A 25,596-nucleotide genomic window follows, 5' to 3' on the forward strand; every position below is an offset into this window, starting at 1 on the left:
TCAGTACGGTCGGGAGTTGATGTACCCGAGCAGCACGATCACCGCGACGACACAGCCCAGCACCACGACCGTCGACACCCAGGACGAGCGGCGGGACGACCCCCGGTGCTCCGGGTCGGCGCGGAACGGGACCGGGCCGGGAGGGTTGTCCTTCCAGCGCGCGGCGAGCATCCGGGCCCGCGCGGAGGGCTCCTTGTGTTCGGCGCCGTCCGCCCACGTGAGGTCGAACTCCCGCTCCTCGTCGTCCCTCTCGGACATCCCCGTGACCTTCCTCGAACAACAGTGTCAGCGTCTATGATCCCGCGCCGCGCCCACCGACGGAAGCGTTCCGGACACGACGGCGCCCCCGCCCCGGAGAACCGGGAACGGGGGCGGGAGCGGGGGCGCCGTACGAGCTCACGTGACACACACGCAGCAGCCGATCACACGTCGAAGTACAGCTCGAACTCGTGCGGGTGCGGGCGGAGCTGGAGCGGGGCGATCTCGTTCTGGCGCTTGAAGTCGATCCACGTCTCGATCAGGTCCGGCGTGAAGACGTCGCCCTGGAGGAGGAACTCGTGGTCGGCCTCCAGGCGGTCGAGGACCGCGCCGAGGGAGGTCGGGACCTGGGCCACGCCCGCGTGCTCCTCGGGAGCCAGCTCGTAGAGGTCCTTGTCGATCGGCTCGGCCGGCTCGATCTTGTTCTTGATGCCGTCCAGGCCCGCGAGGAGCAGCGCCGAGAAGGCCAGGTACGGGTTGCCGGAGGCGTCCGGGGCGCGGAACTCGACGCGCTTGGCCTTCGGGTTGGAACCGGTGATCGGGATGCGCATCGCGGCGGAACGGTTGCGCTGCGAGTACACCAGGTTCACCGGGGCCTCGAAGCCCGGCACCAGGCGGTGGTACGAGTTCACCGTCGGGTTGGTGAAGGCCAGCAGCGACGGGGCGTGCTTGAGGATGCCGCCGATGTAGTAGCGGGCCATGTCCGACAGCCCGGCGTAGCCCTGCTCGTCGTAGAAGAGGGGCTCGCCGCCCGCCCACAGCGACTGGTGGACGTGCATGCCCGAGCCGTTGTCACCGAAGATCGGCTTCGGCATGAAGGTCGCGGTCTTGCCGTTGCGCCAGGCGACGTTCTTCACGATGTACTTGAAGAGCTGCAGGTCGTCGGCGGCGGCGAGCAGCGTGTTGAACTTGTAGTTGATCTCGGCCTGGCCGGCGGTGCCCACCTCGTGGTGCTGGCGCTCGACCTTCAGGCCGGCCCGGTCCAGCTCCAGGGAGATCTCGGCGCGCAGGTCGGCGAAGTGGTCGACCGGCGGGACCGGGAAGTAGCCGCCCTTGTAGCGGACCTTGTAGCCGCGGTTGTCCTCCAGCGCACCGGTGTTCCAGGCGCCCGCCTCGGAGTCGATGTGGTAGAAGGACTCGTTCTCCGACGTCTTGAAGCGCACGCTGTCGAAGACGTAGAACTCGGCCTCGGGACCGAAGAACGCGGTGTCCGCGATGCCGGTGGAGGCCAGGTACGCCTCGGCCTTCTTGGCCACGTTGCGCGGGTCACGGGAGTACTGCTCGCCCGTGATCGGGTCGTGGATGAAGAAGTTGATGTTCAGCGTCTTGTCGCGGCGGAACGGGTCGACACGGGCGGTGGTCAGGTCCGCGCGCAGCGCCATGTCGGACTCGTGAATGGCCTGGAATCCACGGATCGAGGATCCGTCGAAGGCCAGCTCCTCGTCCGGGTCGAACGCGTCGACAGGCACCGTGAAGTGCTGCATGACACCCGGGAGGTCGCAGAAGCGGACGTCGACGAACTTGACGTCCTCGTCCGCGATGAACTTCTTGGCCTCGTCGGCGTTCTGGAACATCCAGCTCCTCCTACTCCCGACCGTCCCGCCGGGGTGGTAGATCGTTCGTGCGGCCAGTGCGGGTGGCACACGCTGCACTCGACCCTAGGGACGGGTCATTTCTCGGGCGTGACCCATTTGTTTCGCACAAGTTAACCGGGCCCTCTCCCACGGTAGCCCCGGCGCACCCCGCCGTCTCCCGGTCATATACGGGCGCAGTACCGTGGACGGGTGGACAACAGGCAAGCAATCGGATCATGGCTCTCCGGACCGCGCGCGGCCCTGGAGGACGCCGGTGCCGAGTTCGGCTACCGGGGTGAGCAGCTGGGGCTGCCGGAGGACGGACCGGGCTCGATCGCACGGCCCGGCCGCAGGCTCGGCGCCCTCGCCGTGGACTGGGGCCTGTGCGTCCTGATCGCATACGGTCTGATCACCGACGGCTACGACGGGCAGACGACCGGCAACTGGGCGCTGCTGGTGTTCCTGGTGATGAGCGTCCTCACCGTGGGCACCGTCGGCTTCACGCCGGGCAAGCGGCTGTTCGGCCTGCGGGTGATGTCCCTCGACACGGGCCGGGTCCAGCCGCTGCGCGGCCTGCTGCGCTCGGTGCTGCTGTGCCTCGCCGTCCCCGCCCTGGTCTGGGACCGCGACGGCCGGGGGCTGCACGACCGCCTGGCCCGCACGGTCGAGGTGCGCGTCTGACGGCCGGGGCGGCACGGCCCTGACGGCCGCGCGGTACGACGACGGGGGCGCCGGACGATGTCCGGCGCCCCCGTCGTCGTCAGCGGAGCGGGTCTCAGCGGCCCCTCGGACCGCTGCCCTTCGGCAGCTTCATGCCCTTGGGCATCGGGCCCTTGGGGAGCGGCATGTTGCTCATCAGGTCGCCCAGGGCGCGCAGCCGGTCGTTGGTCGCGGTGACCTGCGGGCCAGTGAGCACGCGGGGCAGCTTGAGCATCGTGGTGCGCAGCTTCTTCAGCTCGACCTGCCCGTCGCCGGTGCCCACGATCAGGTCGTGCACCGGGACGTCGGCGACGATGCGGTTCATCCGCTTCTTCTCGGCGGCGAGCAGGCTCTTCACCCGGTTCGGGTTGCCCTCCGCGATCAGCACGATGCCGGCCTTGCCGACCGCGCGGTGCACCACGTCCTGGTTGCGGTTCATCGCCACCGCCGGGGTCGTCGTCCAGCCCCGGCCGATGTTGTCCAGCACGGCCGCGGCGGCGCCCGGCTGTCCCTCCATCTGCCCGAAGGCCGCTCGCTCGGCCCGGCGCCCGAACACGATCGCTGTCGCGAGCAAGGCGAGCAGGAGGCCCAGGATGCCGGCATAAATGGGGTGACCGATCAAGAAACCGATCGCGAGGAAGACACCGAAGGTGACGATTCCGACAGCCGCGAGTACAAGACCGATCTTCTTGTCGGCCCTGCGGGTCATCTTGTAGGTCAGGGCGATCTGCTTCAGTCGCCCGGGGTTCGCAGCGTCCGCTGCGGTTTCCTTCCTCGCCATGCCATGAAGTCTACGTGTCCCCGTGCGCGCCTTCGACGGCAGTGCCGGGGAGGACGGTTCAGGGGCGGGCGACCGGCGTCTCGTCGAGGACGCGCTGCGCCTCGACGCGGTCCTTGGCGCGGCGGCGGTCCTCCAGCACCGACGTCCACGCGTTGCGGCGGGCGGTGCGCTGGCCGCCGCTCATCAGCAGCGACTCGACGGCGCGCAGTGCGGTGGTGAAGGACGGGATGGCGGTGGCGCGGACGGGCGCGGCCTGCATGGTGGAGGTCCCCCTCGGTGTTCCGGTGCGGGTGTACGTGGCGTGATGCCAGGCTCACTGACTGGTGTTACCAGGGCGTGACCGACCGGTCAAACGGGCATGAAGCCTCGGTGGGCCGCCCCCGGAATGCCGACGCGGCCCCGACCTGTGCCCTCATCTGCGAGGACGGTCGGGACCGCGTCGTCTCGGCCATTACTGGCGGGTAGTGCCTTGTGCGTGAATTCACACGCTGCTCTCGTCCCGTACGGGACGAGGCCGGTGAGGGTGTGTCAGACGGCCTGGGAGGCCACGAACGCGCCCCGCTTCTCGATCGCCATCTGATACAGCCGGCCGGCCCGGTAGGAGGAGCGGACCAGCGGGCCGGACATCACGCCGGAGAAGCCGATCTGCTCGGCCTCCTCCTTCAGCTCCACGAACTCGTGCGGCTTCACCCAGCGCTCGACGGGGTGGTGGCGCACGGACGGGCGCAGGTACTGCGTGATGGTGACCAGCTCGCAGCCCGCGTCGTGCAGCTGCTTCAGCGCCTCGCTGACCTCCTCGCGGGTCTCGCCCATGCCGAGGATCAGGTTCGACTTGGTGACCAGGCCGTAGTCACGGGCCTCGGTGATCACCTTCAGGGAGCGCTCGTAGCGGAAGCCGGGGCGGATCCGCTTGAAGATCCGGGGCACCGTCTCGACGTTGTGCGCGAAGACCTCGGGGCGGGAGGAGAAGACCTCCGCCAGCTGCTCGGGGACGGCGTTGAAGTCGGGGGCGAGCAGCTCGACCTTGGTGCGGCCGGCCTCGCGCTCCGCCGTCTGCGCGTGGATCTGGCGCACGGTCTCGGCGTACAGCCAGGCGCCGCCGTCCTCCAGGTCGTCGCGCGCGACGCCGGTGATGGTGGCGTAGTTCAGGTCCATGGTGACGACGGACTCGCCGACGCGGCGCGGCTCGTCACGGTCGAGCGCCTCCGGCTTGCCGGTGTCGATCTGGCAGAAGTCGCAGCGCCGGGTGCACTGGTCACCGCCGATGAGGAAGGTGGCCTCGCGGTCCTCCCAGCACTCGTAGATGTTCGGACAGCCCGCTTCCTGGCAGACCGTGTGCAGGCCCTCGCTCTTGACCAGGTTCTGCATCTTCGAGTACTCGGGGCCCATTTTCGCCCGGGTCTTGATCCACTCGGGCTTGCGCTCGATGGGGGTCTGGCTGTTGCGGACCTCCAGGCGCAGCATCTTGCGTCCGTCGGGTGCGACTGCGGACACGACCGGCTCCCTAGCGATTGATTCTTCGGCGTGGTCAAGCGTACGCCCGTTGTTCCGAATGCCCGGCGGGGTGTCCGCCTGCTGACGGCCGCCGTCCGGGCTCCCGGGTCCGGTCCGGACCGTCATGGCGGAGAACGCCGGACGGGCCGGATTCATGCCGCCGGTGTCCTCTCGATCTCCCGCGGCCTCAGGTCCGCGTTCTCCAGGACGTCCCGCAGGTGCCGCTCCACGACCGGCAGCACCTCGTCGATGGTCACGTCCCGGCCCAGCTCCGCGGCGAGCGAGGCGACGCCCGCGTCGCGGATCCCGCACGGGATGATCCGGTCGAACCACTTGTTGTCGGGGTTCACGTTGAGCGCGAAGCCGTGCATCGTGACCCCCTTGGCCACGCGGATGCCGATCGCCGCGATCTTGCGGTCCTCGCGGCGCTGGCCGGCGTTGGAGGGGGCGTACTCCGGGCCGTTGAGGCGGGGGTCGAACTCCTCGTCGGCCAGCCGGGGATCGAAGTCCAGGGAGAGACCGCCGAGCGCGGGGCGCTGCTCGACCGGGTCGCCCAGCACCCACACGCCGCTGCGGCCCTCGATCCGGGTGGTCTCCAGGCCGAACTCGGCGCAGGTGCGGATCAGGGCCTCCTCCAGGCGCCGGACGTGGGCGACCACGTCCACCGGGCGGGGCAGCTTCTGGATCGGGTAGCCCACGAGCTGGCCGGGGCCGTGCCAGGTGATCTTGCCGCCGCGGTCCACGTCGATGACCGGGGTGCCGTCGAGGGGGCGCTCGCTCTCCGCGGTGCGCCGGCCGGCCGTGTAGACCGGGGGGTGCTCCAGGAGGATCACGGTGTCGGGCACCTCGTCGGCGAACCGTGCCGCGTGCACCCGGCGCTGCTCGTCCCAGGCCAGCTGATAGTCGACGGCCTCGGCACCGAAGCCCATCCGGACGAACCGCAGGTCACTCACGGCAAGCGCCTCCCTAGAAGGTCGTAAGGCACGAAACGCGCCCAAGCCACTGTACGACCGTAGGGCCGGCGCCCGACCGGCAGCCGTCCGTTCGCCGCCCGGACCTGCCCCGACGGCCACCCGTCAGCTTCCCGGTAAATCCTCACACGATCGGATGAATGCCGAATCGAAATGTGCGATCGGGTGCTTACTCTCCGCTACATTCACGCCGTCCATAAGGCCATAAGGGCTGCTCACAGGCAATCCGGGCACATCGTTGGCCGGAAGGCAGGAGACCGCACCGCAGATGACGGAACGACCCGCGCAGCGCACCCCCAACCGACAGCTCGCCGCGCTCATCGCAGAAGCGGGGTTCTCCAACGCGGGACTCGCCCGTCGCGTGGACCAGCTGGGTCTCGAGCACGGGCTCGACCTCAGATACGACAAGACCTCCGTCACCCGCTGGCTGCGCGGGCAGCAGCCCCGCGGCACCACCCCGGCGCTGATCGCCGAGGTCTTCACGCGCCGCCTCGGCCGCCGGCTCACTGCCCAGGACCTGGGCCTGGACGCCTGCGCCCCGGTCTACGCCGGCCTGGAGTTCGCCGCCACCCCCGAGGAGGCGGTCGACATCGTCAGCGGGCTGTGGCGCAAGGACTCCGGCAGCCATGCCGAACTGCGCAAGATCGCCTTCACCTCGGCGGGGCTGGTCGTGCCGAGCCGGGACTGGCTCATCGGGCGCGCCGACGAGAAGGTGGCCCGCGTGGAGCCCCCGTTCCGGGTCCCCGCCCAGGGCCGCCCCGCACCCCGCCCGGCCGGCCCTGCCGAACTCGCCGCCCGCCGGCGCCCCACCGCCGAACGCGGCCCCGGCCACCGGGTCACCGGCGGCGACATCGCGGCGCTGCGCTCGGTCGGCGAACTCTTCCGCACCCTCGACGACGCCTACGGCGGCGGCCACGCCCGCCAGGCCCTCGTGCGCTACCTGGAGCACGAGTGCGAGCCCATGCTGCGCGGCACGTACGGCGAGCAGACCGGCCGCCGCCTGTTCGCGGCCGCCGCGGAGCTGACCCGGCTGGCCGGCTGGACCTCGTACGACATCGCCGCGCACGGACTCGCGCAGCGGTACTTCGTGCAGGCGCTGCGTCTCGCCCAGGCGGCGGGGGACCGGCCCTACGGCGCGTACGTGCTGGTCACCATGAGCCGGCAGGCCGTCTACCTCGGCCACGGGCGGGAGGCCGTGCAGCTCGCGCGGGTCGCGCAGCAGGGTGCGGGGGGCTCCGCGCCGCCGGTCGTGCAGGCGCTGCTGCACGCGGCCGAGGCGCGGGGGCACGGGGTGCTCGGCGAGGTGCGGGCCTGTACGGCCGCGCTGGTGCGCGCCGAGCGCGCGCTGGAGGGCGCGCGGACCGGTGACGAGGTTCCGTACTGGGCGCGGTTCTTCGACGAGGCGCAGCTCGCCGACGAGTTCGGCCACTGCCACCGGGACCTCCAGCAGTTCCGGGCCGCCGCGCAGCACGCCGAGCGTTCGCTGCAACTGCGGGCCCCCGGCTACGCCCGCAGCCGGCTGTTCTGCCGGATCGTCCTGGCCACCGCGCGCCTCGGGCTCGGTGAGCTGGACCAGGCCTGCCACCTGGCGGCCGAGGCGGCGGCGCAGGCCGCCGAGATGCGCTCCGTGCGGGCGGTGGAGTACGTCCGTGACTTCGAACGCAGGCTGGAGCCGTACCGTGACGCGGCGCCGGTCCGCACGTACCGCGACAAGGTGGCGGCCTACGGGTGACGCGTGCGGGCTCGCCCACGGCCCGGTGGGTGGGCCGGGGCCGGGGTGTCCGTCCTCGGACCGGCGCGGAATCGGCCACTTGAGCAGTGGCTGGTGCGGACGCGCCGGCCGCCGCCGGCGGACACCCCCGCCCCGTGCCCTCCGCGCCCTACGCGACCATCCGCCTGCCGCACCCACCGCGGGCGGTCGGGCCGCGGGGCGGTGGGGGAGGGTGGGCGCCGGACCGTGGGTCAGGCCGCGCGGGCCGTGGGGAGCGGGTCCGCCGAGTGGAGGGGGCGGTCCAGGCCCAGGTCCGCGAGGATCGCCGCCGACGCCCGGTGCGCCGAGTGCAACGCCCCCTGCACCGTCCCGGTGTCCCGGTGGTCGCCGCACACGTACAGCCCCGCGAGCAGCCGCACCGGACGGCGCAGATCGTGCGGCGGCCGCATCGCGGGCACCGCCTCCGCCGTGTGGTGCACGCCCAGGGTCTCCCAGCGCGTGGTCGGCACGCCGTACAGCCGGGCCAGGTGCATGCGTACGGCGGTGTCGATCCCCGGTGTCGGCGGTCCGAGGACCGTCGACGTCACCAGGGTGCGGCCGGCCGGGGCGCGGGAGGGGTCGACCCGGCTGACGACCGCCGTGTGCGCCACCGGCCCGCCGCGGTCGGCGTCGAGCAGCAGCGAGGCACCGGTCGCCGGGGGCTCGTCGGTCGTGTGGTGGACCACCGTCACCGGGTGGAAGCCCGGCACCCGCAGGCCGGGCAGCAGCTCGGCGGCGGCCCGTGCCCCGGTCGCGATCAGTACCGCGCCGCACCGGAACTCGCCGTGCTCCGCGGTGGTCACCGAGGTCGTCGACACGGAGGTGACCCGCACCCCGGTGCGCACCGTGCCCGGCGGCAGCGTCCGCGCCAGCCGCTGCGGCAGCGCCTCGGCGCCGCCCTCCGGCAGACACAGCCGCCCGCAGGCGAACGCCCGCAGCGCCAGGTCCGCGCACCGGCTGGAGGTGGTGAGGTCCGGGTCGCACAGCAGGGCGGCGAGCAGCGGACGCAGGAAGCCGTCGATGGTGCGGGCGGGCAGGCCCCGGGCCACCAGCGCCTCGGCCGCGGGCAGTTCGGGCCGGGCCAGCAGCCGCTCCACGGGCGTGCCCGCGAGCCGGGTGAACGCGGCGCCCAGGCGGGCCTGGTCGACCGCCGTGCCCAGCGGGGCGCCGGTGCGGCTGCGGGGCGCCGACACCTGCCGTCCCGGCACGGCCACCGGCCTCCTGGGGCCCGCCCCAGGCCGCGGAGTGCTCGCCAGGGCGCGCACCACATGGAGTGCGCCCCGTGCGCCCCGCGCACCCCTCGAACCCGGCTGCACGCCCGCCCGGTGGTGCCGTCCGTCGCTGTGCAGCAGGACACCGGGGGCGAAGGTGCTCAGGGCGAGTCCGTCGAGGCCGGGCGTCAGCCGTAGTTCGGGGTAGGACGTGGACAGCAGCCGCCCGATCCTGTCGAGCCGGAAGCCGTCGACCTTCTCGGTCGTCATGCGGCCGCCCACCTCATGGGCGGCTTCGAGGACCATGGTGGTGACTCCTGCGCCGGTCAGTCGTCGCGCCGCGGAGAGTCCGGCGATCCCGGCTCCCACGATGACGACGTCCGCCTGGTACGTGGGCTCAAGCACGTGCCCCTCCTCGAGGTTGCGCGGGCGCTGGAGACGTCATGCCCTCAACAGGCCCCAGGGATACCCGAGTTCTGGTCGAGGTTAGGACCGTGCCCGGGGCCGGGGTCAGTCGCGCATGGACAGAGCACGGGCGCACGACGGTCGCATACGCACGCCGGATGGGCACGAGGCGGTCGCAAGGGGCTCGGGTCGATGGGTGATGCGGTCACGGGTGGTCGCACGTGGTCGTGCGGGCGGACGCCGCCTCACCGGGCCGCCCTGATCGCCCCCTCGATCCGGGGGAACGCGAACCGGAAGCCCGACTCCAGCAGCCGCGCCGGCACCACCCGGGCGCTGCCCAGCACGTCACCGGCCAGCTCCCCGAGCACCGCCCGCAGCACGGGCGCCGGCACCGCGAGGACCGCCGGCCGGCGCAGCACACGGGACATCGCCTCGGTGACCTCACGATTGGTCACCGGGTGCGGAGCCGTCAGATTGAACGGACCCGACAGCCCCTCGGTGTCCAGGAGATGGCGCAGCGCGGCCACCTCGTCGTGCAGCGCGACGAACGACCAGTACTGGCCGCCGTCGCCCAGCCGGCCGCCCAGACCCGCCCGGAACAGCGGGAAGAGCCGCCCCCACGCCCCGCCCCCGCGGGCCACCACCAGCCCGGTCCGCGCGAACACGGTCCGCACCCCGGCCTCCCGGGCCGGCGCCGCCGCGCCCTCCCACTCCACGCACAGCTCCGGCAGGAACCCCTCGCCCGGCGGCGCGCCCTCGTCGACCGTCCGGTCACCGGTCTCGCCGTAGTAGCCGATCGCGCTGCCGTTCACGAACACCCGCGGCCGCACCTCCTCGGGCAGCCCGGCCATCGCCTCGGCGAGCGCCGCCGTGCCCCGTACCCGGCCCGCCCGGATCCGCGCCTTGTACGCCGCCGTCCAGCGCCGGTTGCCGACCCCCGCGCCCGCCAGGTTGACCACGGCGTCACAGCCCGCCAGCCCGTCCGCGTCCACGGACCCCCGCTCCGGGTCCCACCGCACCTCGCCGGCCGCCCGGGGGGCACCCCGCACCAGCCGGACCACCTCGTGGCCGTCCGCCGCCAGGGACCGCGCCAGGGCGCCACCGATCAGCCCGGACGCACCGGCCACCGCGATTCGGGAACGTTCCATGGCGTCCATCCTGCCCCGGCCTGCCCGTAAATCACCGGGGACGACCCCGCCCCGGCCGTACAGTGACCCTCATGCCCGCACCACTCATACGCATCGCCCGTCCCGACGACGAGGGCGAACTGGCCCGTCTCGACCACGAGACCTGGTCCCCGCTGCACGCCGTGACCCCGCCGCCGCAGCCGCCGTACGACTCCTTCTTCTCGGCGCACGCCGGTCCCGGGGACCACCGCGTCGCCGAGCACGAGGGCCGGCTCGTCGGCTACGTCCGCCTCGGCTTCCCCACGGAGCTGGCCTCCAACGCGCACGTGCGGCAGATCCGCGGCCTCGCCGTCGCGCCGGAGGCGCGCGGACTGGGCGTGGGCCGGGCCCTGGTGCGGGCCGCGATCGAGGAGGCGCGGGAGCGCGGCGCCCGCCGGATCACCCTGCGGGTGCTCGGCCACAACACCACCGCCCGCACGCTGTACGAGTCCGAGGGCTTCGTGGTGGAGGGCGTGCAGCCGGAGGAGTTCTTCCTCGACGGCGCCTACGTCGACGACGTCCTGATGGGCCGCTCCCTGCTCTGACCCGGCCCTACGAGGTCACCAGCTCCCCGGTGTCCACCGGCGCCGTCGCCCGCGCCGCGCGCGCGGCGTCGTCCGCCACCTCGTCCGCCGTCAGCACGTAACCGGTCTCGGTGTCCGAGGTCGAGCGCGCGAACACCACGCCGTACACCCGGCCGTCGGTGGTCAGCAGCGGCCCGCCGGAGTTGCCCGGGCGGACGGTGGAGCGGATCGCGTAGATCTCGCGGGTGACGGTCTCGTCGTTGTAGATGTTCCACCCCCTGGCCTGCACGCGGCTCGCCACCGTCGCCGCCCGGAGGTCCAGGTCGCCGTTCTGCGGGTAGCCCGCGACGACCGCCGCCTCGCCGCGCCCGGCGTCGTCGTCGAAGCGCAGCACCGGAGCCCGCAGGTCCGGCACGTACAGCACGGCCACGTCCTTGCGCGGGTCGAACAGCACCACCCGGGCCTCGTACGCCCGCCCCACCCCGCCCACGCGCACCGTCGGCTCGTCGATGCCGGCCACCACGTGGGCGTTGGTCATCACGTGCTCCCGCGCGTACACGAACCCGCTGCCCTCGCGGCCCTGGCTGCCCGCGGCGCCCTCGACCTTCACGGTGCTGCGCTGGGCGGCCCGGGTGGCGGCCGCCGTGACGCTGTCCCCGGACGGCTCGGCGACCTCGGCCGTCGACTCGTTCTCGAACGGGTTGAACACCTGCGGGAAACCCGCCTCCGTCAGCGCCGACGTGGCCCCGGAGAACCAGCCCGGCGTGGTGTCCGGCATCACGTCCTGCACCGTGCCCAGCAGCCGTGAGTCCCGGATCGCCGACGTCACCAGCGGCGACGAGGACGCGCCCAGCACGCTCGCCGCCACCCACGCCACGATCAGCACCGCCACCGCGTTGGCCGCGGCGCCGCCGATCCCGTCCGCCACCCTCAGCGGCCCCCGGTCCAGCTCCCGCCGCAGCCGCAGCGCCAGCCGCCCCGCCAGCTCGTGGCCCGCCACCGCCGGCAGCAGCACCGTGAACACCGCCGTCACCGTGGCCCGGCCGGTCCCCGGCGTCACCAGGTCCATCACCCACGGCAGGATCCACACGCCGACGGCCGCACCGCCCACGAAACCGGCCAGCGAGACACAGCCGGCCAGCAGCCCGCGCCGGTAACCGGACGCCGCGTAGGCCAGGACGACCAGCAACAGCAGGATGTCGAGCAGGTCCACGCACGCCGCCTTTCTCTCGGACCCACACATACGTGGGGGAGGGGCCCGGTGATCAGCCACGCGCGCGACGGCCGCCCCGTGCGGCCACGCGCGCGTGTACCGGGGAAAACGCCGCGGACCGGGACGATGGTTCCACCGGGTGGCACAGCACATGTCGCGGACCGGCCGGACCGGACCCACAGTGGGACCATGCGTGTCCCCAGGAGACCGCGCGGAGCGCGGAAGCGCCGCTCCCCCCGGATACCCGGCGGGCCCGGCACCCCGGGCCTGCCCAGGCCCGCCACGGCGTCGCTCGGCTGTCTGCCGGGCCTGGCCGCCGCGCTCGCCCTGGTGCTGTGCGCCCACGGCGTCGAGCACGCCGCCGAGTCCGCCGGCCCCGCCGCCCGGCCGGCGGCCGCCCACCAGGCGCCCCGGCCGCCCGTCGTGCCGCGCTCCGTCTGGCTGGGTGACGGCGCCCGCGACCAGCCGCCCCCGCGCTACGACGACGCGGTGGTCGCCGTCTTCGTCCACCACACCGACTCGCCCAACGGCTACGACTGCGCCGACGCGCCCGGGATCATCCGGGGCCTGTACGAGGGCCAGACCCTCGGCCGCCACTGGGACGACCTCGGCTACAACTTCGTCGTCGACCGCTGCGGCACCGTCTACGAGGGCCGCGCGGGCGGCACCGACCGCGCCGTCACCGGCGCCCACACCCAGGGCTTCAACCACCGCACCACCGGGATCGCCGCCCTCGGCACCTTCACCGAGGGCACCGAGGTGCCGGAGGAGATGCTGAGGGCGATCGCCGCGGTGTCCGCCTGGAAACTCGGCACCTCCGGCACCGACCCGCGCGCCGACGTCCGGCTGGTCTCCAGCAACGGCGGCAGCCGCTACGCGGCCGGCGTCACCGCCACCCTGCCCGCGCTCGCGGGCCACAGCGACGGCTACATGACCGACTGCCCGGGCGCCGCCCTCCAGGCGCGCCTCCCGTACCTCAGGACCCTCGCGGCCCGCCTCCAGGGCCGCGACACCCGGACCCAGAACCGCGAGGACCCCACCCCCGTACGGAACAGCGACACACACAGCGACACACGGAACGAAGAGCAGGACCGATGAACGACACCCCCGACCGAAGTACCACCTGGGCGGAGGCACTGCGCCGCCCCTGGACCGCCCTGTGCGCCGCCGCGGCCGTCGTCCTCGGCCCCGCCGCCCACACCGCCGCCGCCCTCATGCAGGCCAACGCCGCACCCCTGCGCCACGCACCGGGCCCGCCGCACCGCCGGCTGTGACCGGACGGGGACGCCGGGGCACGCCGCCCGCCGCTCAGCCGCGGAACCGCTCCCAGAGCCGCGGGTAGCGCTCGGCGAGCAGGGCCTCGTTCTCGAAGTCGAGCGGCGTGCCCTCCGGCTCCGCCGGGGCCGGGGGCAGGGCGAGGTCGGGCGCCACCGTGCCGGTGAGCTGCTCGTACGCCTCGTCCGCCGCGTAACCGAGATCCTCGCCGTCGCCGTCGATCTCCTCGTCGAAGTCGTCCAGCAGGCCGGCGAGCGCGTCCGGGTCGTGCACCGCGCCCTCGAACACCTCCCGGCCCTGGCCGATCAGCCAGCACCGGAAGTAGTCGAAGGCGTCGTCGCTCGCCCCGTCGAGGAGCACCCACGCGGCGCCCCACAGATCCCAGCGGTAGGCGCGGTGGTAGCGGGACTCGAAGTGACGGGCGAAGTCCAGGACCGCCTCCGGGTCCAGCCGCACGAGCCGCTCCACGAGCAGGTCGGCCTGCTCCTCCGGGTCGCCCTCGGCGTCCTCCCGGGTGGCGTCCACCAGCTCCCAGAACTCCGTCTCGTCCATCACGCGTCCAGCATCGGCCCTGGGGCCGGGCGACGCACCCGGAGTGCGCGCCCTACCGCGGCCGGTACAGCTCCGCCAGCCGCGCCGCCTGCGCCGCGAACCGCTCCCGCAGGCTCCGCGGCGCCAGCACCTCCACCTCCGCCCCCAGCGCCGTCAGCTGCGTGTGCGCGACCTCCTCGGACTCCACCGGCAGGGTCACCGTCACCCACCCGTCCCCGTCCGGCCCGCCCGCCCCGTCCAGCGCCTCCCGCGCCGACAGCGGATCCACGGCGTGCGGCAGCCGGCGCGCGCCCTCCGCCGTCAGCCGCACCACGACCTCCGCCCGCAGGAGGGACCGCGCGAACTGCTCCGCCCGCTCCTCCCAGAACGCCGGCAGCTCGAAGTCCGCCGCCCGCTCGAAGCGCTCCCCGCCGGCCTCCACGGCCGTGAACCGGTCGATCCGGTACACCCGGAAGGCCCCGCCGTCCGCCACCCGCGCGCACAGGTACCAGACGCCCGCCTTCAGCACGAGCCCGTACGGCTCCAACTCCCGCTCCACCAGGGCGTCGTCGCGCCGGTAGCGGGCGGTGATCCGCCGGTCGTCCCACACCGCGTCCGCGACCTCGGGCAGCAGCGCGGGCGTCTCCGGCGCGCGGAACCAGTTCGGGGCGTCCAGGTGGAAGCGCTGCGCCGCCGTGCGGGAGGCGTCCCGCAGGGACGGCAGCAGCGCCGCCGACACCTTCAGCCGGGCCGCCGAGGCCGCGTCCTCCAGTCCCATCTCGCGCAGCGCGCCCGGCACCCCCGACAGGAACAGCGCCTCCGCCTCGCCGCGCGCCAGCCCCGTCAGCCGCGTGCGGTACCCGCCGACCAGCCGGTAGCCGCCGATCCGCCCCCGCTCCGCGTACACCGGCACCCCGGCCTCCGACAGGGCCTGCGCGTCCCGGGTGACCGTCCGCTCCGACACCTCCAGCTCCCGCGCCAGCTCGGCGGCGGTCATGGAGGGCCGGGACTGCAGCAGCAGCACCATCTTGATCAACCGGGCGGCACGCATGGGCCCATCATGCAGGAGGCCCCCGCCGGGTGGGCGGGGGCCTCCTGTCGTGATCCGGGCCCTACAGGCCGTACTTCTCGCGCGCTTCCTTCACGGACGCCGCCTGGACCTCGCCGCGCCGGGCGAGCTGCGCCAGGGCCGCGACGACGATGGACTCGGCGTCGACACCGAAGTGGCGGCGGGCCGCGTCACGGGTGTCCGACAGACCGAAGCCGTCGGCGCCCAGCGACGAGTAGTCCTGCTCGACCCACTGCGCGATCTGGTCCGGGACCTGGCGCATGTAGTCGGAGACCGCCAGCACCGGACCCTCGGCGCCCTGGAGCGCCTGCCGGACGAACGGCACCCGGTCCTCGCCGCGCAGCAGCGCCTCGTCCGCCTCCATGGCGTCCCGGCGCAGCTCCGTCCACGAGGTGGCGGACCACACGTCGGCGGCCACGCCCCACTCCTCGGACAGCATCCGCTGCGCCTTCAGCGCCCAGTGGATCGCCGTGCCGGAGCCCAGCAGCTGGATCCGCGGCGCGTTCGCCACCGGGGTCAGGCCCGCCGACTCCGCCGTGTTGAAGCGGTACAGGCCCTTGACGATGCCCTCGTCGACACCGGCCGCCGACGGCTTGGCGGGCTGCGGCAGCGGCTCGTTGTAGACCGTCAGGTAGTAGAAGACGTTCTGGTCCTCGTCCGGCTTCGCCTCGCCGAACATCCGGCGCAGACCCTCCTTGACGATGACGCCGATCTCGTACGCGAACGCCGGGTCGTACGTCAGGGCCGCCGGGTTGGTCGCGGCGATGACCGGCGAGTGGCCGTCGGCGTGCTGCAGGCCCTCGCCCGTCAGCGTGGTGCGGCCGGCCGTGGCGCCGACCAGGAAGCCGCGGCCGAGCTGGTCGCCGAGCTGCCACATCTGGTCGCCGGTGCGCTGCCAGCCGAACATCGAGTAGTAGATGTAGAACGGGATCATCGTCTCGCCGTGCGTCGCGTACGACGTCGAGGCGGCGATGAACTCGGCCATGGCGCCGGCCTCGGTGATCCCCTCGTTGAAGATCTGACCGTTCTTGGCTTCCTTGTAGTACATCAGCTGGTCGCGGTCGACCGGCTCGTACGTCTGGCCCATCGGCGAGTAGATGCCGAGGGACGGGAAGAGGCTCTCCATGCCGAAGGTGCGCGCCTCGTCGGGGACGATCGGCACCCAGCGCTTCCCGGTCTCCTTGTCGCGGACCAGATCCTTGACCAGGCGGACGAACGCCATGGTGGTCGCCACGTTCTGCGAGCCGGAGCCCTTGTCGAAGGCGGCGAACGCCTTGTCGGCGGGCTGCGGCAGCGGCGCGACCGGGTGGACGCGGCGGGCCGGGGCCGGACCGCCCAGGGCGGCGCGGCGCTCCTGGAGGTAGCGGACCTCGGGGGAGTCGGCGCCCGGGTGGCCGTAGGGGACCACGCCGTCGACGAAGTCGCTGTCCTTGATCGGCAGGCCCAGGCGGTCGCGCATCGCCTTGAACTCGTCCACCGTCAGCTTCTTCATCTGGTGGTTGGCGTTCTTCGAGGCAAAACCCTCACCGAGGGTGTGGCCCTTGACGGTCTGCGCGAGGATCACGGTCGGCGCGCCCTTGTGGGCGAGCGCGGCCTTGTAGGCGGCGTAGACCTTGCGGGCCTCGTGGCCGCCGCGCGAGACGTGGAAGCACTCGAGGATCTTGTCGTCGCTCAGCAGCTTCGCCATCTCGACGAGCGCCGGGTCCTTGCCGAAGAAGTCCTCGCGGATGTAGGCGGCGTCGCGCGTCTGGTACGTCTGCACCTGCGCGTCCGGTACCTCGCGCAGCCGGCGGACCAGCGCGCCCGTGGTGTCGAGCTGGAACAGCTCGTCCCAGGCGGTGCCCCACAGGGTCTTGACGACGTTCCAGCCGGCGCCGCGGAACTGGGCCTCCAGCTCCTGCACGATCTTGAAGTTGGCGCGGACCGGACCGTCGAGGCGCTGCAGGTTGCAGTTGATGACGAAGGTCAGGTTGTCCAGCTGCTCGCGGGAGGCGAGGGTGAGCGCGGTCGTCGACTCGGGCTCGTCCATCTCGCCGTCGCCGAGGAACGCCCACACGTGCGACTCGGAGACGTCCTTGATGCCGCGGCTGGTCAGGTAGCGGTTGAAGCGCGCCTGGTAGATCGCGGAGATCGGGCCGAGGCCCATGGAGACGGTCGGGAACTCCCACAGCCAGGGCAGGCGCCGCGGGTGCGGGTACGACGGCAGGCCGTTGCCGCCCGCCTCGCGGCGGAAGTTGTCCAGGTGCTGCTCGCTGATCCGGCCGTCGAGGAAGGCGCGGGCGTAGATGCCGGGGGAGGCGTGGCCCTGGATGTAGAGCTGGTCGCCGGAGCCGTCACGCTCCTTGCCGCGGAAGAAGTGGTTGAAGCCGGTCTCGTACAGCCAGGCGGCGGAGGCGAAGGTGGCGATGTGGCCGCCGACGCCGTATTTGCTGCCGCGGGTCACCATGGCCGCCGCGTTCCAGCGGTTCCAGGCGGTGATCCGGTGTTCCATCTCCTCGTCGCCGTCCACGACGGGCTCGGCGGGGGTGGGGATGGTGTTGACGTAGTCGGTCTCGAGGAGCTTCGGCAGCGCGATGCCGGCGCCCTCGGCGCGCTCCAGCGTGCGGCGCATCAGGTACGCGGCACGGTGCGGCCCGGCCGCCTTGGTGACGGCGTCCAGGGAGGCCTGCCACTCGGCGGTCTCCTCGGGGTCGCGGTCCGGGAGCTGGTCGAGCTCGCTCGGCTGGATGGCGTTGGGGTCGGTCATGTCGCCGCCTTCCTCAGTCGAAGGGGGTTCCCTCATCGGTAAGGGTTCGGGGTGCCCTTGGTCTTTGGCAGGACAGGGCGTGGGCTCCGGTGGAAGCCCGCTGGCGACTGTAACTCGCTGATCGATGATCGATCAAAGGGTTGAGGGGCAAAATCTCTTGATCACGAGAAAGTAGGCACGGGGTGCCTCCGGCGATGGCACCGGGTGACTGCCCGGAGGGGGTGTTTGCGCAGGTGAGGCGGTGTGTGCGCAGAAGAGTCCGGACGAGCGCACCGGCGGGGGAACCCGCTACGCCCGCGGCGCGCACCCCAGCACATGCGCCTTCACCAGTTCCGCGATCCGCGGGTCCCGCCGGCGGAACGCCGCCACCAGCTCCTCGTGCTCCTCGGCGTACGACTGCTGCACCGTCCCCAGCCACCGTATCGACAGGGCCGTGAACACCTCGATCCCCAGCCCCTCCCAGGTGTGCAGCAGCACCGAGTTGCCGGCCGCCCGCACCAGCTCCCGGTGGAACGCCACGGTGTGCCGCACCTGGCCCGTCCCGTCGGACAGCCGGTCCGCCTCGTACAGCGCCGCGACGTGCGGTTCCAGGGCCGAGCAGTCCTCCGCCAGCCGCGCCGCCGCCAGCTCCGCCGCGATCGCCTCCAGGCCCGCCCGGACCGGGTAGCTCTCCTCCAGGTCGGCGGCCGTCAGGTTCCGCACCCGTACGCCCTTGTTGGGCGCCGACTCGATCAGCCGCAGCGACTCCAGCTCGCGCAGCGCCTCCCGCACCGGCGTCTGGCTGACCTCCAGCTCGGTCGCGATCCGCCGCTCCACGATCCGCTCGCCCGGCTTCCAGCGTCCGCTGATGATCCCTTCCAGGATGTGCTCGCGGATCTGTTCGCGCAGCGAGTGGACGACGGGCGCGGTCATGATGGCTCCTTAGACAGGGGCTCACCGGCCCCCCAGAGGGCGTTGACGCTTAGACAATACGGCCGTGGGCCCGCCCGGGAGGCGCGCACGGGGGCGCTTTCGCCCAGGTGAGACGAGACTTACATGTTCCCTACAGCCGCGGCGCGGCGGCATCGCCGCCGCCCAACGCCGGTGCCCCCGCCCGGAAAGCTCCGTGAGCTTCCGGACGGGGGCACCGTACGACCGTGTCAGTGACCGCGGGTCACAGGCCGAGCTCGACCTCGAACTCGCCCGCCTCCAGGATCGCCTTGACCGCCGTCAGGTAACGGGCCGCGTCGGCACCGTCCACCAGGCGGTGGTCGTAGGAGAGGGTCAGGTAGGTCATGTCGCGGACGCCGATGACCGTGCCCTCCTCGGTCTCGATGACGGCCGGACGCTTGACCGTGGCACCGATGCCGAGGATCGCGACCTGGCCCGGGGGCACGATGATCGTGTCGAACAGCGCGCCGCGCGAACCGGTGTTGCTGATGGTGAACGTGCCACCCGCCAGCTCGTCCGGCGTGATCTTGTTGCCGCGCACCTTGGCCGCGAGGTCGGCCGTGGCCTTGGCGATACCGGCGATGTTGAGGTCACCGGCGTTCTTGATGACCGGGGTCATCAGGCCCTTCTCGGAGTCCACCGCGATACCGATGTGCTCGGTGTCGAAGTAGGTGATGGTCCCCTCGGCCTCGTTGATCTTGGCGTTGACGGCCGGGTGGGCCTTCAGCGCCTGGGCCGCGGCCTTGACGAAGAACGGCATCGGGGAGAGCTTGACGCCCTCGCGCGCCGCGAACGCGTCCTTGGCCCGGGTGCGCAGCTTCATCAGACGGGTGACGTCGACCTCGACCACCGAGGACAGCTGGGCCTGCTCGTGCAGGGCCTTGACCATGTTGTCGCCGATGACCTTGCGGATCCGCGGCATCTTCACGGTCTGACCGCGCAGCGGGGAGGCCTCGAGGACCGGGGCCTTCTTCGCGGGGGCGGCCGGAGCCGCGGCGGCCGGGGCCGGGGCGGCGGTGGCGGCCTTCGCGGCCTCGGCGGCGGCGACGACGTCCTGCTTGCGGATGCGGCCGCCGACGCCGGTGCCCTTGACGGTGGACAGGTCGACGCCGTTCTCGGCGGCGAGCTTGCGCACCAGCGGGGTGACGTAGGCGCCCTCGTCCGTCGGCTGGGCGGCGGCGGGAGCGGCCGGAGCGGCGGCCGGAGCGGCCGGGGCCGCAGCGGGGGCCGGGGCGGCCGGCTGCGGAGCCGGAGCCGCGGGAGCCTGCGGGGCGGGCGCCGGGGCCGGGGCGGCCGGAGCGGGGGCGGCCGGCGCCGCCTGCTGCGGGGCCGGGGCGGGCTCGGGCTGCGCCGGGGCGGGCTCGGGCTGCGCCGGGGCCTCGGGGGCGGCCGGGGCCGGGGCGGCGGCGGGCGCGGCACCGGCCTCGCCGATGACGGCGAGCTTGGCGCCGACCTCGGCCGTCTCGTCCTCGCCGACCACGATCTCCAGCAGGGTGCCGGAGGCGGGGGCGGGGATCTCGGTGTCGACCTTGTCCGTCGACACCTCCAGCAGCGGCTCGTCGGCCTCGACGGTGTCGCCGACCGACTTCAGCCAGCGGGTGACGGTGCCCTCGGTGACGGACTCGCCGAGCGCGGGCAGGACCACGTCCGTGCCCTGGGCGGAGCCGCCGCCGGCCGCGGCCTCGGCGGTGGGCGCCGGGGCGGGAGCGGCCTGCTCGGTGGACGGCTGCGCGGCCGGGGCCGGCGCGGGGGCGGGCGGGGCGGCCTGCTCGGCGGCGGGCGCCTGCTCGGCGGCCGGGGCCGGAGCGGCCTCCGGGGCGCCGCTGCCGTCGTCGATCAGCGCCAGCTCGGCGCCGACCTCGACGGTCTCGTCCTCGGCGACCTTGATGGAGGACAGCACGCCGGAGGCGGGAGCGGGGATCTCGGTGTCGACCTTGTCGGTGGAGACCTCGAGCAGCGGCTCGTCGGCCTCGACGCGCTCGCCCTCGGCCTTCAGCCAGCGGGTGACAGTGCCCTCGGTGACGCTCTCGCCGAGCGCGGGAAGGGTTACGGAAACCGCCATGGTTTCGGTTGCTCCTTTAAAAGTGCGGAAGTCTGTGTCGTCGCGCCCGATGGACTGGGGGCGTCAGTCGTGGGCGTGGAGGGGCTTTCCGGCCAGGGCCAGGTGGGCCTCGCCGAGCGCCTCGTTCTGCGTCGGGTGGGCGTGCACGAGCTGGGCCACCTCGGCCGGCAGGGCCTCCCAGTTGTAGATCAGCTGGGCCTCGCCGACCTGCTCGCCCATGCGGTCGCCGACCATGTGGACGCCGACCACCGCACCGTCCTTGACCTGGACGAGCTTGATCTCGCCCGCGGTCTTGAGGATCTTGCTCTTGCCGTTGCCCGCCAGGTTGTACTTGAGAGCGACGACCTTGTCCGCGCCGTAGATCTCCTTGGCCTTGGCCTCGGTGATGCCGACGGAGGCGACCTCCGGGTGGCAGTACGTCACCCGCGGGACACCGTCGTAGTCGACCGGGACGGTCTTCAGGCCGGCCAGACGCTCCGCCACCAGGATGCCCTCGGCGAAGCCGACGTGCGCGAGCTGGAGGGTCGGGACGAGGTCACCGACGGCGGAGATGGTCGGAACGTTGGTGCGCATGTACTCGTCGACCAGGACGTAGCCGCGGTCCATGGCGACCCCGGCCTCCTCGTAGCCCAGGCCCTGGGAGACCGGGCCGCGGCCGACGGCGACGAGCAGGACCTCGGCCTCGAACTCCTTGCCGTCCGCCAGGGTGACCTTGACGCCGTCCTGGGTGTACTCGGCCTTCTGGAAGAACGTGCCCAGGTTGAACTTGATGCCGCGCTTGCGGAAGGCGCGCTCCAGCAGCTTGGAGGAGTTCTCGTCCTCGACCGGCACCAGGTGCTTCAGGCCCTCGATGATGGTGACGTCGGAGCCGAACGACTTCCACGCGGAGGCGAACTCGACACCGATCACGCCGCCGCCCAGGACGATCGCGGACTTCGGCACGCGGTCCAGGACCAGGGCGTGGTCGGAGGAGATGATGCGGTCGCCGTCGATCTCCAGGCCCGGCAGCGACTTCGGCACGGAGCCGGTCGCCAGCAGGATGTGGCGGCCCTGGATCCGCTGGCCGTTCACGTCGACGGAGGTGGGGGAGGACAGCCGGCCCGCACCCTCGATGTAGGTCACCTTGCGGGAGGCGATGAGTCCCTGCAGGCCCTTGTAGAGCCCGGAGACGACATCGTCCTTGTACTTGTGGACGGCCGGTACGTCGATGCCCTCGAAGGTGGCCTTCACGCCGAACTGCTCGCTCTCGCGGGCCTGGTCGGCGATCTCGCCCGCGTGCAGCAGGGCCTTGGTGGGGATGCATCCCCGGTGCAGGCAGGTACCGCCGACCTTGTCCTTCTCGATCAGGGCGACGTCCAGGCCCAGCTGAGCCCCGCGCAGGGCCGCGGCGTAACCACCGCTGCCACCGCCGAGGATCACTAGGTCGAAAACGGTGCTGGCGTCGTTCGCCACGTCACGTCCTCCATGCATGTGCGCCACGCCGGTCTCCAGTGACCGGTCGGCGGCTGGTGTGCGGCCGCTTGTTGCCTCGGCCCTTCGGTGGGGGCCCTGTCCTGCCGAGCCCCATCTTCGCACTTGTCGGCACGGAACGAGACGCCGGGCAGGCATGTGAGACGCCCCACGTCTTCGGCCGGGTGAGCGGCCGGGGCCCCGCCGCTTCCGCGTGCGGGGCCCCGTCACCCGGAGAAGGTCAGCTCAGGTCGCCGGCGGCGGCCCGCTCGGCGAGCCGGACCAGCGTGCGCACCGCCGAACCCGTACCGCCCTTGGGGGTGTAGCCGAAGGGGCCGCCCTCGTTGAAGGCCGGGCCCGCGATGTCGAGGTGGGCCCAGGTGATGCCCTCGCCGACGAACTCGCGCAGGAACAGGCCGGCGACCAGTCCGCCGCCCATCCGCTCGCCCATGTTGGCGATGTCGGCCGTGGCCGAGTCCATGCCCTTGCGCAGGTGCTCCGGCAGCGGCATCGGCCACGCCGGCTCGCCCACCTCCTCGGCGACCTCGTGCACGGCGGCGCGGAAGGCGTCGTCGTTGGCCATGACGCCGAACGTGCGGCTGCCCAGGGCCAGCACCATCGCGCCGGTCAGGGTGGCCACGTCCACGATCGCGTCCGGCTTCTCCTGGGAGGCGGCCCACAGCGCGTCCGCGAGCACGAGCCGGCCCTCGGCGTCGGTGTTGAGCACCTCCACGGTCTTGCCGCTGTACATGCGCAGCACGTCACCCGGACGGGTCGCCGAGCCCGAGGGCATGTTCTCGGCCAGCGCCAGCCAGCCGGTCACGTTGACCTCCAGGCCGAGGCGGGCGGCGGCGACGACCGCGGCGAACACGGCGGCGGCACCGCTCATGTCGCACTTCATCGTCTCGTTGTGGCCGGCCGGCTTCAGCGAGATGCCGCCCGAGTCGTAGGTGATGCCCTTGCCGACCAGGGCGAGGTGCTTCTTCGCCTTGGACGAGGTGTACGACAGCTTCACCAGGCGCGGACCGGACGCGGAGCCGGCGCCGACGCCGAGGATGCCGCCGTAGCCGCCCTTGGCCAGGGCCTTCTCGTCGAGCACCTGCACCTTGATGCCGTGCTCCTTGGCCGCCGCCTGGGCGACGGCGGCGAACGCCTCCGGGTTGAGGTCGTTCGGCGGGGTGTTGATCAGGTCGCGGGCGCGGTTCAGCTCCTCGGCGACGGCGGTCGCGCGCTCGACGGCGGCCTTGAACGCCTTGTCGCGGGGCTTGCCGCCGACCAGCGCGGCCTCGGCGAGCGGCGCCTTGCCGTTCTTCTTGCCGCCGTTGCCGTTGTCCTTGTAGGCGTCGAAGGAGTACGCGCCCAGCAGCACGCCCTCGGCGACCGCGCCGGCGTCGGCGGCGTCCGTCAGGGGCAGGGCGAACGCGGCCTTCTTGGTGCCGGTGAGGGTGCGGGCGGCCACGCCGGCCGCCTTGCGCAGGGCCTCGGTGCCGTAGCCGGAGTCCTTCCCGGGCTGGGGGCCGAGGCCGACCGCCACCACGAGCGGCGCCTTGAAGCCGGCCGGCGCGGGGAGCTTCGTCACCTCGCCCTCGGCACCCGACGCGCCGAGCGTCTCCAGGACGGCGGCGAGCCGGCCGTCGTACGCCTGGTCCACGGCCTCGGCGCCCGGTGCGACGACCGGGGCCCCGGGCTTCGACGCGGAGCCCTTGGCGACACCGATCACGATCGCGTCGGCCCGCAGGCCGGGGACCGCGGCGGTGCTGAGAGTGAGAGCAGTCACGGTGGTGAAATCTCGCTTCCGATGTGAAGTTGCGGTGGCCGAAAGGTGTGGGTCGACCGGGCCCGGCAGCCGACCCTAATCGCCATGTCTGGGTGCGGTCCCGTCGGGGCCTTCCCCGGTGCGGCGAACACTCGGGAACGAGACTACGCGCGTGTGCGCGCCCGCTCCCGCACACGGGTGTTCACCGGGCGGCCCCCTCCGGGGCCCCGCCGTCGGGCCGCCGGGCGACGACGATCATCCTTGAGGTTCCTGTGTGCCCCCCGTGGCGCCGACCACGCCGCCCCGTCCTGGAGACCCCGGTGAGACGACCCTCCCTGCTTGTCGCGCTGCTCGCCCTCTTGCTCGCCGCCTGCACCACCGCGCCCGGGCCCGACGCGAAGGCGCCCGGCGACCGCTGGCAGCCACGGCCCGGCACGGACTGGCAGTGGCAGCTCAGCGGGCGCCTGGACACCTCCGTCGACGTCCCGGTGTACGACATCGACGGCTTCGACCACTCCCGGGAGACCGTCGAGGCGCTGCACCGCGACGGCCGCAAGGTGATCTGCTACCTGTCCACCGGGGCCTGGGAGGACTTCCGCCCGGACGCCGGCGACTTCCCCACGTCGGTGATCGGCCGGGGCAACGGCTGGGAGGGCGAGCGCTGGCTCGACATCCGCCGCACCGACGTGCTGGAGCCGCTCATGGCGGAGCGCATCGACATGTGCCGCGACAAGGGCTTCGACGCGGTGGAGCCGGACAACATGGACGGCTACCGCAACCGCACCGGCTTCCCGCTCACCGCCGGCGACCAGCTCCGCTACAACCGTCTCGTGGCCCGGCTCGCCCACGAGCGCGGCATGGCCGTCGGCCTGAAGAACGACCTGGACCAGATCCCGGAGCTGGTCGGCGACTTCGACTTCGCGGTCAACGAGCAGTGCGCGCAGTACGGCGAGTGCGACGAGCTGACGCCGTTCGTCGAGGCGGGCAAGGCCGTCTTCCACGCCGAGTACGAGCTGCCCACCGAACGCTTCTGCGCCGACTCCCGCCGTCTGAAGCTCAGTTCGCTGCTGAAGGAGTACGAACTCGGCGCATGGCGCCGGGCATGCTGAGGCTCACCCCGGTCACGGCCGTGCCCGCCACCCGGTCGGCGAGGGAGCGGCGGGCGGGGCCGAGCACGGGCAGCGCGTTGAACAGGAACAGCGCCACCGCGACCGCCCACACCAGCACCGACAGCGCGACCTGTCCCTCGACCAGCAGCACACAGGCCACGGCGTACACGGCGACGTCCGCCACCGTGGTCACCGCCGCCCGCAGCGCGGCCCGGCCGGGCATCCGCGGGGTGACCTTCAGCCCGGCCAGTCCCTTGCCGACGGTGCGCCCGGCCAGGGCGAGGCACGCCCACTGGTAGAGGAACGTGGCGACGACCAGCAGCCCGAAGGCCTGTTCCACGTACAGCACGGACTTGTTCCACAGGGACAGGCCGAGGTCCCCGGAGGCGTCGACCACGTCACCGCGCGAGGTCAGCAGGTCGAAGGCGCCCCGGGCGGCCAGGCCGGGCACGTCGGTGACGAGCGTGGAGATCCGCTGGAAGGTGAGCGCCGCGAGCGCCGACGCCAGCGCCACCACGAGCGCGAAGTCGACGGCCCAGGCCGTGGCACGACGGATTGCCGGCATCAACGTCCCCCGTTGTCCGATGAGTTGAGCGCACCAGGCTAACCATGGAGCCCACGGG

At 72.9% G+C, this 25,596-nt stretch carries 23 protein-coding genes; 6 read left to right on the forward strand and 17 right to left on the reverse strand.

Translation table 11 applies throughout. The annotated features are described in order from the left end of the window. Both FHX78_RS25425 and glnA read right to left on the reverse strand, forming a co-directional pair. Positions 1-258 carry an SCO2583/SCO2584 N-terminal domain-containing protein gene (locus tag FHX78_RS25425; RefSeq protein WP_145869721.1) on the reverse strand — a complete coding sequence of 86 codons (258 nt, stop codon included), beginning with the start codon at positions 256-258 and terminating at the stop codon, positions 1-3. A gap of 164 nt (positions 259-422) precedes the next feature. Beyond that, positions 423-1,832, reverse strand: a complete 1,410-nt coding sequence (gene glnA / locus FHX78_RS25430) for a type I glutamate--ammonia ligase (RefSeq protein ID WP_145869722.1) — start codon at positions 1,830-1,832, stop codon at positions 423-425. Positions 1,833-2,042: 210 nt separating this feature from the next. Here glnA and FHX78_RS25435 point away from each other — a divergent pair, with 210 nt between their 5' ends. Beyond that, a complete protein-coding gene (locus tag FHX78_RS25435) occupies positions 2,043-2,513 on the forward strand; it encodes an RDD family protein (protein WP_145869723.1) in 471 nt (156 codons plus the stop codon). Positions 2,514-2,607: 94 nt separating this feature from the next. On the opposite strand, the gene FHX78_RS25440 is transcribed toward FHX78_RS25435, so the two are convergent. From FHX78_RS25440 to lipB, 4 genes are all read right to left on the reverse strand, one after another. Next, positions 2,608-3,312 carry a DUF4191 domain-containing protein gene (locus tag FHX78_RS25440; RefSeq protein WP_145869724.1) on the reverse strand — a complete coding sequence of 235 codons (705 nt, stop codon included), beginning with the start codon at positions 3,310-3,312 and terminating at the stop codon, positions 2,608-2,610. A 58-nt stretch (positions 3,313-3,370) separates the two neighbouring features. Next, positions 3,371-3,571 carry an SCO2195 family GlnR-regulated protein gene (locus FHX78_RS25445; RefSeq protein WP_145869725.1) on the reverse strand — a complete coding sequence of 67 codons (201 nt, stop codon included), beginning with the start codon at positions 3,569-3,571 and terminating at the stop codon, positions 3,371-3,373. Between the two features lie 269 nt (positions 3,572-3,840). Beyond that, complete coding sequence (gene lipA / locus FHX78_RS25450; RefSeq protein WP_145869726.1) at positions 3,841-4,806, reverse strand: lipoyl synthase; 966 nt, start codon at positions 4,804-4,806, stop codon at positions 3,841-3,843. A 152-nt stretch (positions 4,807-4,958) separates the two neighbouring features. Next, positions 4,959-5,759: a lipoyl(octanoyl) transferase LipB gene (gene lipB / locus FHX78_RS25455; protein WP_145869727.1), complete on the reverse strand. Its 801-nt coding sequence runs from the start codon at positions 5,757-5,759 to the stop codon at positions 4,959-4,961. Between the two features lie 286 nt (positions 5,760-6,045). Here lipB and FHX78_RS25460 point away from each other — a divergent pair, with 286 nt between their 5' ends. Beyond that, positions 6,046-7,509 (forward strand): NsdA family TPR-like regulatory protein, encoded by a 1,464-nt coding sequence (locus tag FHX78_RS25460; RefSeq protein ID WP_145869728.1) that lies wholly within the window; start codon positions 6,046-6,048, stop codon positions 7,507-7,509. 230 nt (positions 7,510-7,739) lie between these two features. Here FHX78_RS25460 and FHX78_RS25465 read toward each other — a convergent pair whose 3' ends face one another. Together FHX78_RS25465 and FHX78_RS25470 are read right to left on the reverse strand one after the other, a co-directional pair. After that, complete coding sequence (locus FHX78_RS25465; RefSeq protein WP_145869729.1) at positions 7,740-9,143, reverse strand: NAD(P)/FAD-dependent oxidoreductase; 1,404 nt, start codon at positions 9,141-9,143, stop codon at positions 7,740-7,742. 245 nt (positions 9,144-9,388) lie between these two features. Further along, complete coding sequence (locus FHX78_RS25470) at positions 9,389-10,291, reverse strand: TIGR01777 family oxidoreductase (RefSeq protein WP_145869730.1); 903 nt, start codon at positions 10,289-10,291, stop codon at positions 9,389-9,391. Between the two features lie 71 nt (positions 10,292-10,362). Here FHX78_RS25470 and FHX78_RS25475 point away from each other — a divergent pair, with 71 nt between their 5' ends. Further along, positions 10,363-10,854: a GNAT family N-acetyltransferase gene (locus FHX78_RS25475; protein ID WP_145869731.1), complete on the forward strand. Its 492-nt coding sequence runs from the start codon at positions 10,363-10,365 to the stop codon at positions 10,852-10,854. A gap of 7 nt (positions 10,855-10,861) precedes the next feature. Here the strand turns inward: FHX78_RS25475 and FHX78_RS25480 are convergent, their stop codons facing one another. Further along, positions 10,862-12,046 carry a MarP family serine protease gene (locus FHX78_RS25480; RefSeq protein WP_145869732.1) on the reverse strand — a complete coding sequence of 395 codons (1,185 nt, stop codon included), beginning with the start codon at positions 12,044-12,046 and terminating at the stop codon, positions 10,862-10,864. Between the two features lie 189 nt (positions 12,047-12,235). Between FHX78_RS25480 and FHX78_RS25485 the strand changes: the two genes are divergently transcribed. Beyond that, positions 12,236-13,144 carry a peptidoglycan recognition protein family protein gene (locus FHX78_RS25485; protein ID WP_229924097.1) on the forward strand — a complete coding sequence of 303 codons (909 nt, stop codon included), beginning with the start codon at positions 12,236-12,238 and terminating at the stop codon, positions 13,142-13,144. After that, a complete protein-coding gene (locus tag FHX78_RS37965; protein WP_145869734.1) occupies positions 13,141-13,320 on the forward strand; it encodes a hypothetical protein in 180 nt (59 codons plus the stop codon). Before FHX78_RS25485 ends, FHX78_RS37965 begins: the two co-directional genes overlap by 4 nt. Before the next feature lie 34 nt (positions 13,321-13,354). Here the strand turns inward: FHX78_RS37965 and FHX78_RS25495 are convergent, their stop codons facing one another. The 7 genes from FHX78_RS25495 to FHX78_RS25525 all read right to left on the reverse strand — a co-directional run bounded on the left by FHX78_RS25495 (position 13,355) and on the right by FHX78_RS25525 (position 23,885). Beyond that, the gene (locus tag FHX78_RS25495; protein WP_145872152.1) at positions 13,355-13,873 is read right to left on the reverse strand and encodes a DUF4240 domain-containing protein; all 519 of its coding nucleotides are present in this window, start codon (positions 13,871-13,873) and stop codon (positions 13,355-13,357) included. Positions 13,874-13,925: 52 nt separating this feature from the next. Further along, a complete protein-coding gene (locus tag FHX78_RS25500; protein WP_145869735.1) occupies positions 13,926-14,903 on the reverse strand; it encodes a helix-turn-helix transcriptional regulator in 978 nt (325 codons plus the stop codon). A 61-nt stretch (positions 14,904-14,964) separates the two neighbouring features. Next, the gene (gene aceE / locus FHX78_RS25505; RefSeq protein ID WP_145869736.1) at positions 14,965-17,667 is read right to left on the reverse strand and encodes a pyruvate dehydrogenase (acetyl-transferring), homodimeric type; all 2,703 of its coding nucleotides are present in this window, start codon (positions 17,665-17,667) and stop codon (positions 14,965-14,967) included. Between the two features lie 288 nt (positions 17,668-17,955). Further along, positions 17,956-18,579 carry a GntR family transcriptional regulator gene (locus FHX78_RS25510; protein ID WP_145869737.1) on the reverse strand — a complete coding sequence of 208 codons (624 nt, stop codon included), beginning with the start codon at positions 18,577-18,579 and terminating at the stop codon, positions 17,956-17,958. A 241-nt stretch (positions 18,580-18,820) separates the two neighbouring features. After that, complete coding sequence (sucB, locus tag FHX78_RS25515) at positions 18,821-20,659, reverse strand: 2-oxoglutarate dehydrogenase, E2 component, dihydrolipoamide succinyltransferase (protein ID WP_145869738.1); 1,839 nt, start codon at positions 20,657-20,659, stop codon at positions 18,821-18,823. Between the two features lie 63 nt (positions 20,660-20,722). Then, on the reverse strand, positions 20,723-22,111 hold the full coding sequence (gene lpdA, locus FHX78_RS25520) for a dihydrolipoyl dehydrogenase (protein WP_145869739.1): 1,389 nt from the start codon (positions 22,109-22,111) through the stop codon (positions 20,723-20,725). Between the two features lie 238 nt (positions 22,112-22,349). Next, entirely contained in the window at positions 22,350-23,885 is a 1,536-nt protein-coding gene (locus FHX78_RS25525; protein WP_145869740.1) for a leucyl aminopeptidase, read from the reverse strand. A gap of 299 nt (positions 23,886-24,184) precedes the next feature. On the opposite strand from FHX78_RS25525, the gene FHX78_RS25530 reads away from it, so the two are divergent. Then, a complete protein-coding gene (locus tag FHX78_RS25530) occupies positions 24,185-24,973 on the forward strand; it encodes an endo alpha-1,4 polygalactosaminidase (protein ID WP_145869741.1) in 789 nt (262 codons plus the stop codon). Here the strand turns inward: FHX78_RS25530 and FHX78_RS25535 are convergent. Then, entirely contained in the window at positions 24,921-25,538 is a 618-nt protein-coding gene (locus FHX78_RS25535) for an RDD family protein (RefSeq protein WP_145869742.1), read from the reverse strand. The genes FHX78_RS25530 and FHX78_RS25535 overlap by 53 nt on opposite strands. Positions 25,539-25,596 lie beyond the last annotated feature (58 nt).

The sequence above is a fragment of the Streptomyces capillispiralis genome, from assembly GCF_007829875.1.
In the GTDB taxonomy this organism is placed as follows: domain Bacteria; phylum Actinomycetota; class Actinomycetes; order Streptomycetales; family Streptomycetaceae; genus Streptomyces; species Streptomyces capillispiralis.

Coding starts and splice junctions, on each gene's coding strand:
- aceE (WP_145869736.1), bottom strand. CDS start 17,667: ATGACCGACCCCAACGCCATCCAGCCGAGCGAGCTCGACCAGCTCCCG.
- FHX78_RS25510 (WP_145869737.1), bottom strand. CDS start 18,579: ATGACCGCGCCCGTCGTCCACTCGCTGCGCGAACAGATCCGCGAGCAC.
- glnA (WP_145869722.1), bottom strand. CDS start 1,832: ATGTTCCAGAACGCCGACGAGGCCAAGAAGTTCATCGCGGACGAGGAC.
- FHX78_RS25440 (WP_145869724.1), bottom strand. CDS start 3,312: ATGGCGAGGAAGGAAACCGCAGCGGACGCTGCGAACCCCGGGCGACTG.
- FHX78_RS25460 (WP_145869728.1), top strand. CDS start 6,046: ATGACGGAACGACCCGCGCAGCGCACCCCCAACCGACAGCTCGCCGCG.
- sucB (WP_145869738.1), bottom strand. CDS start 20,659: ATGGCGGTTTCCGTAACCCTTCCCGCGCTCGGCGAGAGCGTCACCGAG.
- FHX78_RS25475 (WP_145869731.1), top strand. CDS start 10,363: ATGCCCGCACCACTCATACGCATCGCCCGTCCCGACGACGAGGGCGAA.
- FHX78_RS25425 (WP_145869721.1), bottom strand. CDS start 258: ATGTCCGAGAGGGACGACGAGGAGCGGGAGTTCGACCTCACGTGGGCG.
- FHX78_RS25445 (WP_145869725.1), bottom strand. CDS start 3,571: ATGCAGGCCGCGCCCGTCCGCGCCACCGCCATCCCGTCCTTCACCACC.
- FHX78_RS25470 (WP_145869730.1), bottom strand. CDS start 10,291: ATGGAACGTTCCCGAATCGCGGTGGCCGGTGCGTCCGGGCTGATCGGT.
- FHX78_RS25500 (WP_145869735.1), bottom strand. CDS start 14,903: ATGCGTGCCGCCCGGTTGATCAAGATGGTGCTGCTGCTGCAGTCCCGG.
- FHX78_RS25535 (WP_145869742.1), bottom strand. CDS start 25,538: ATGCCGGCAATCCGTCGTGCCACGGCCTGGGCCGTCGACTTCGCGCTC.
- FHX78_RS37965 (WP_145869734.1), top strand. CDS start 13,141: ATGAACGACACCCCCGACCGAAGTACCACCTGGGCGGAGGCACTGCGC.
- FHX78_RS25485 (WP_229924097.1), top strand. CDS start 12,236: ATGCGTGTCCCCAGGAGACCGCGCGGAGCGCGGAAGCGCCGCTCCCCC.
- FHX78_RS25495 (WP_145872152.1), bottom strand. CDS start 13,873: ATGGACGAGACGGAGTTCTGGGAGCTGGTGGACGCCACCCGGGAGGAC.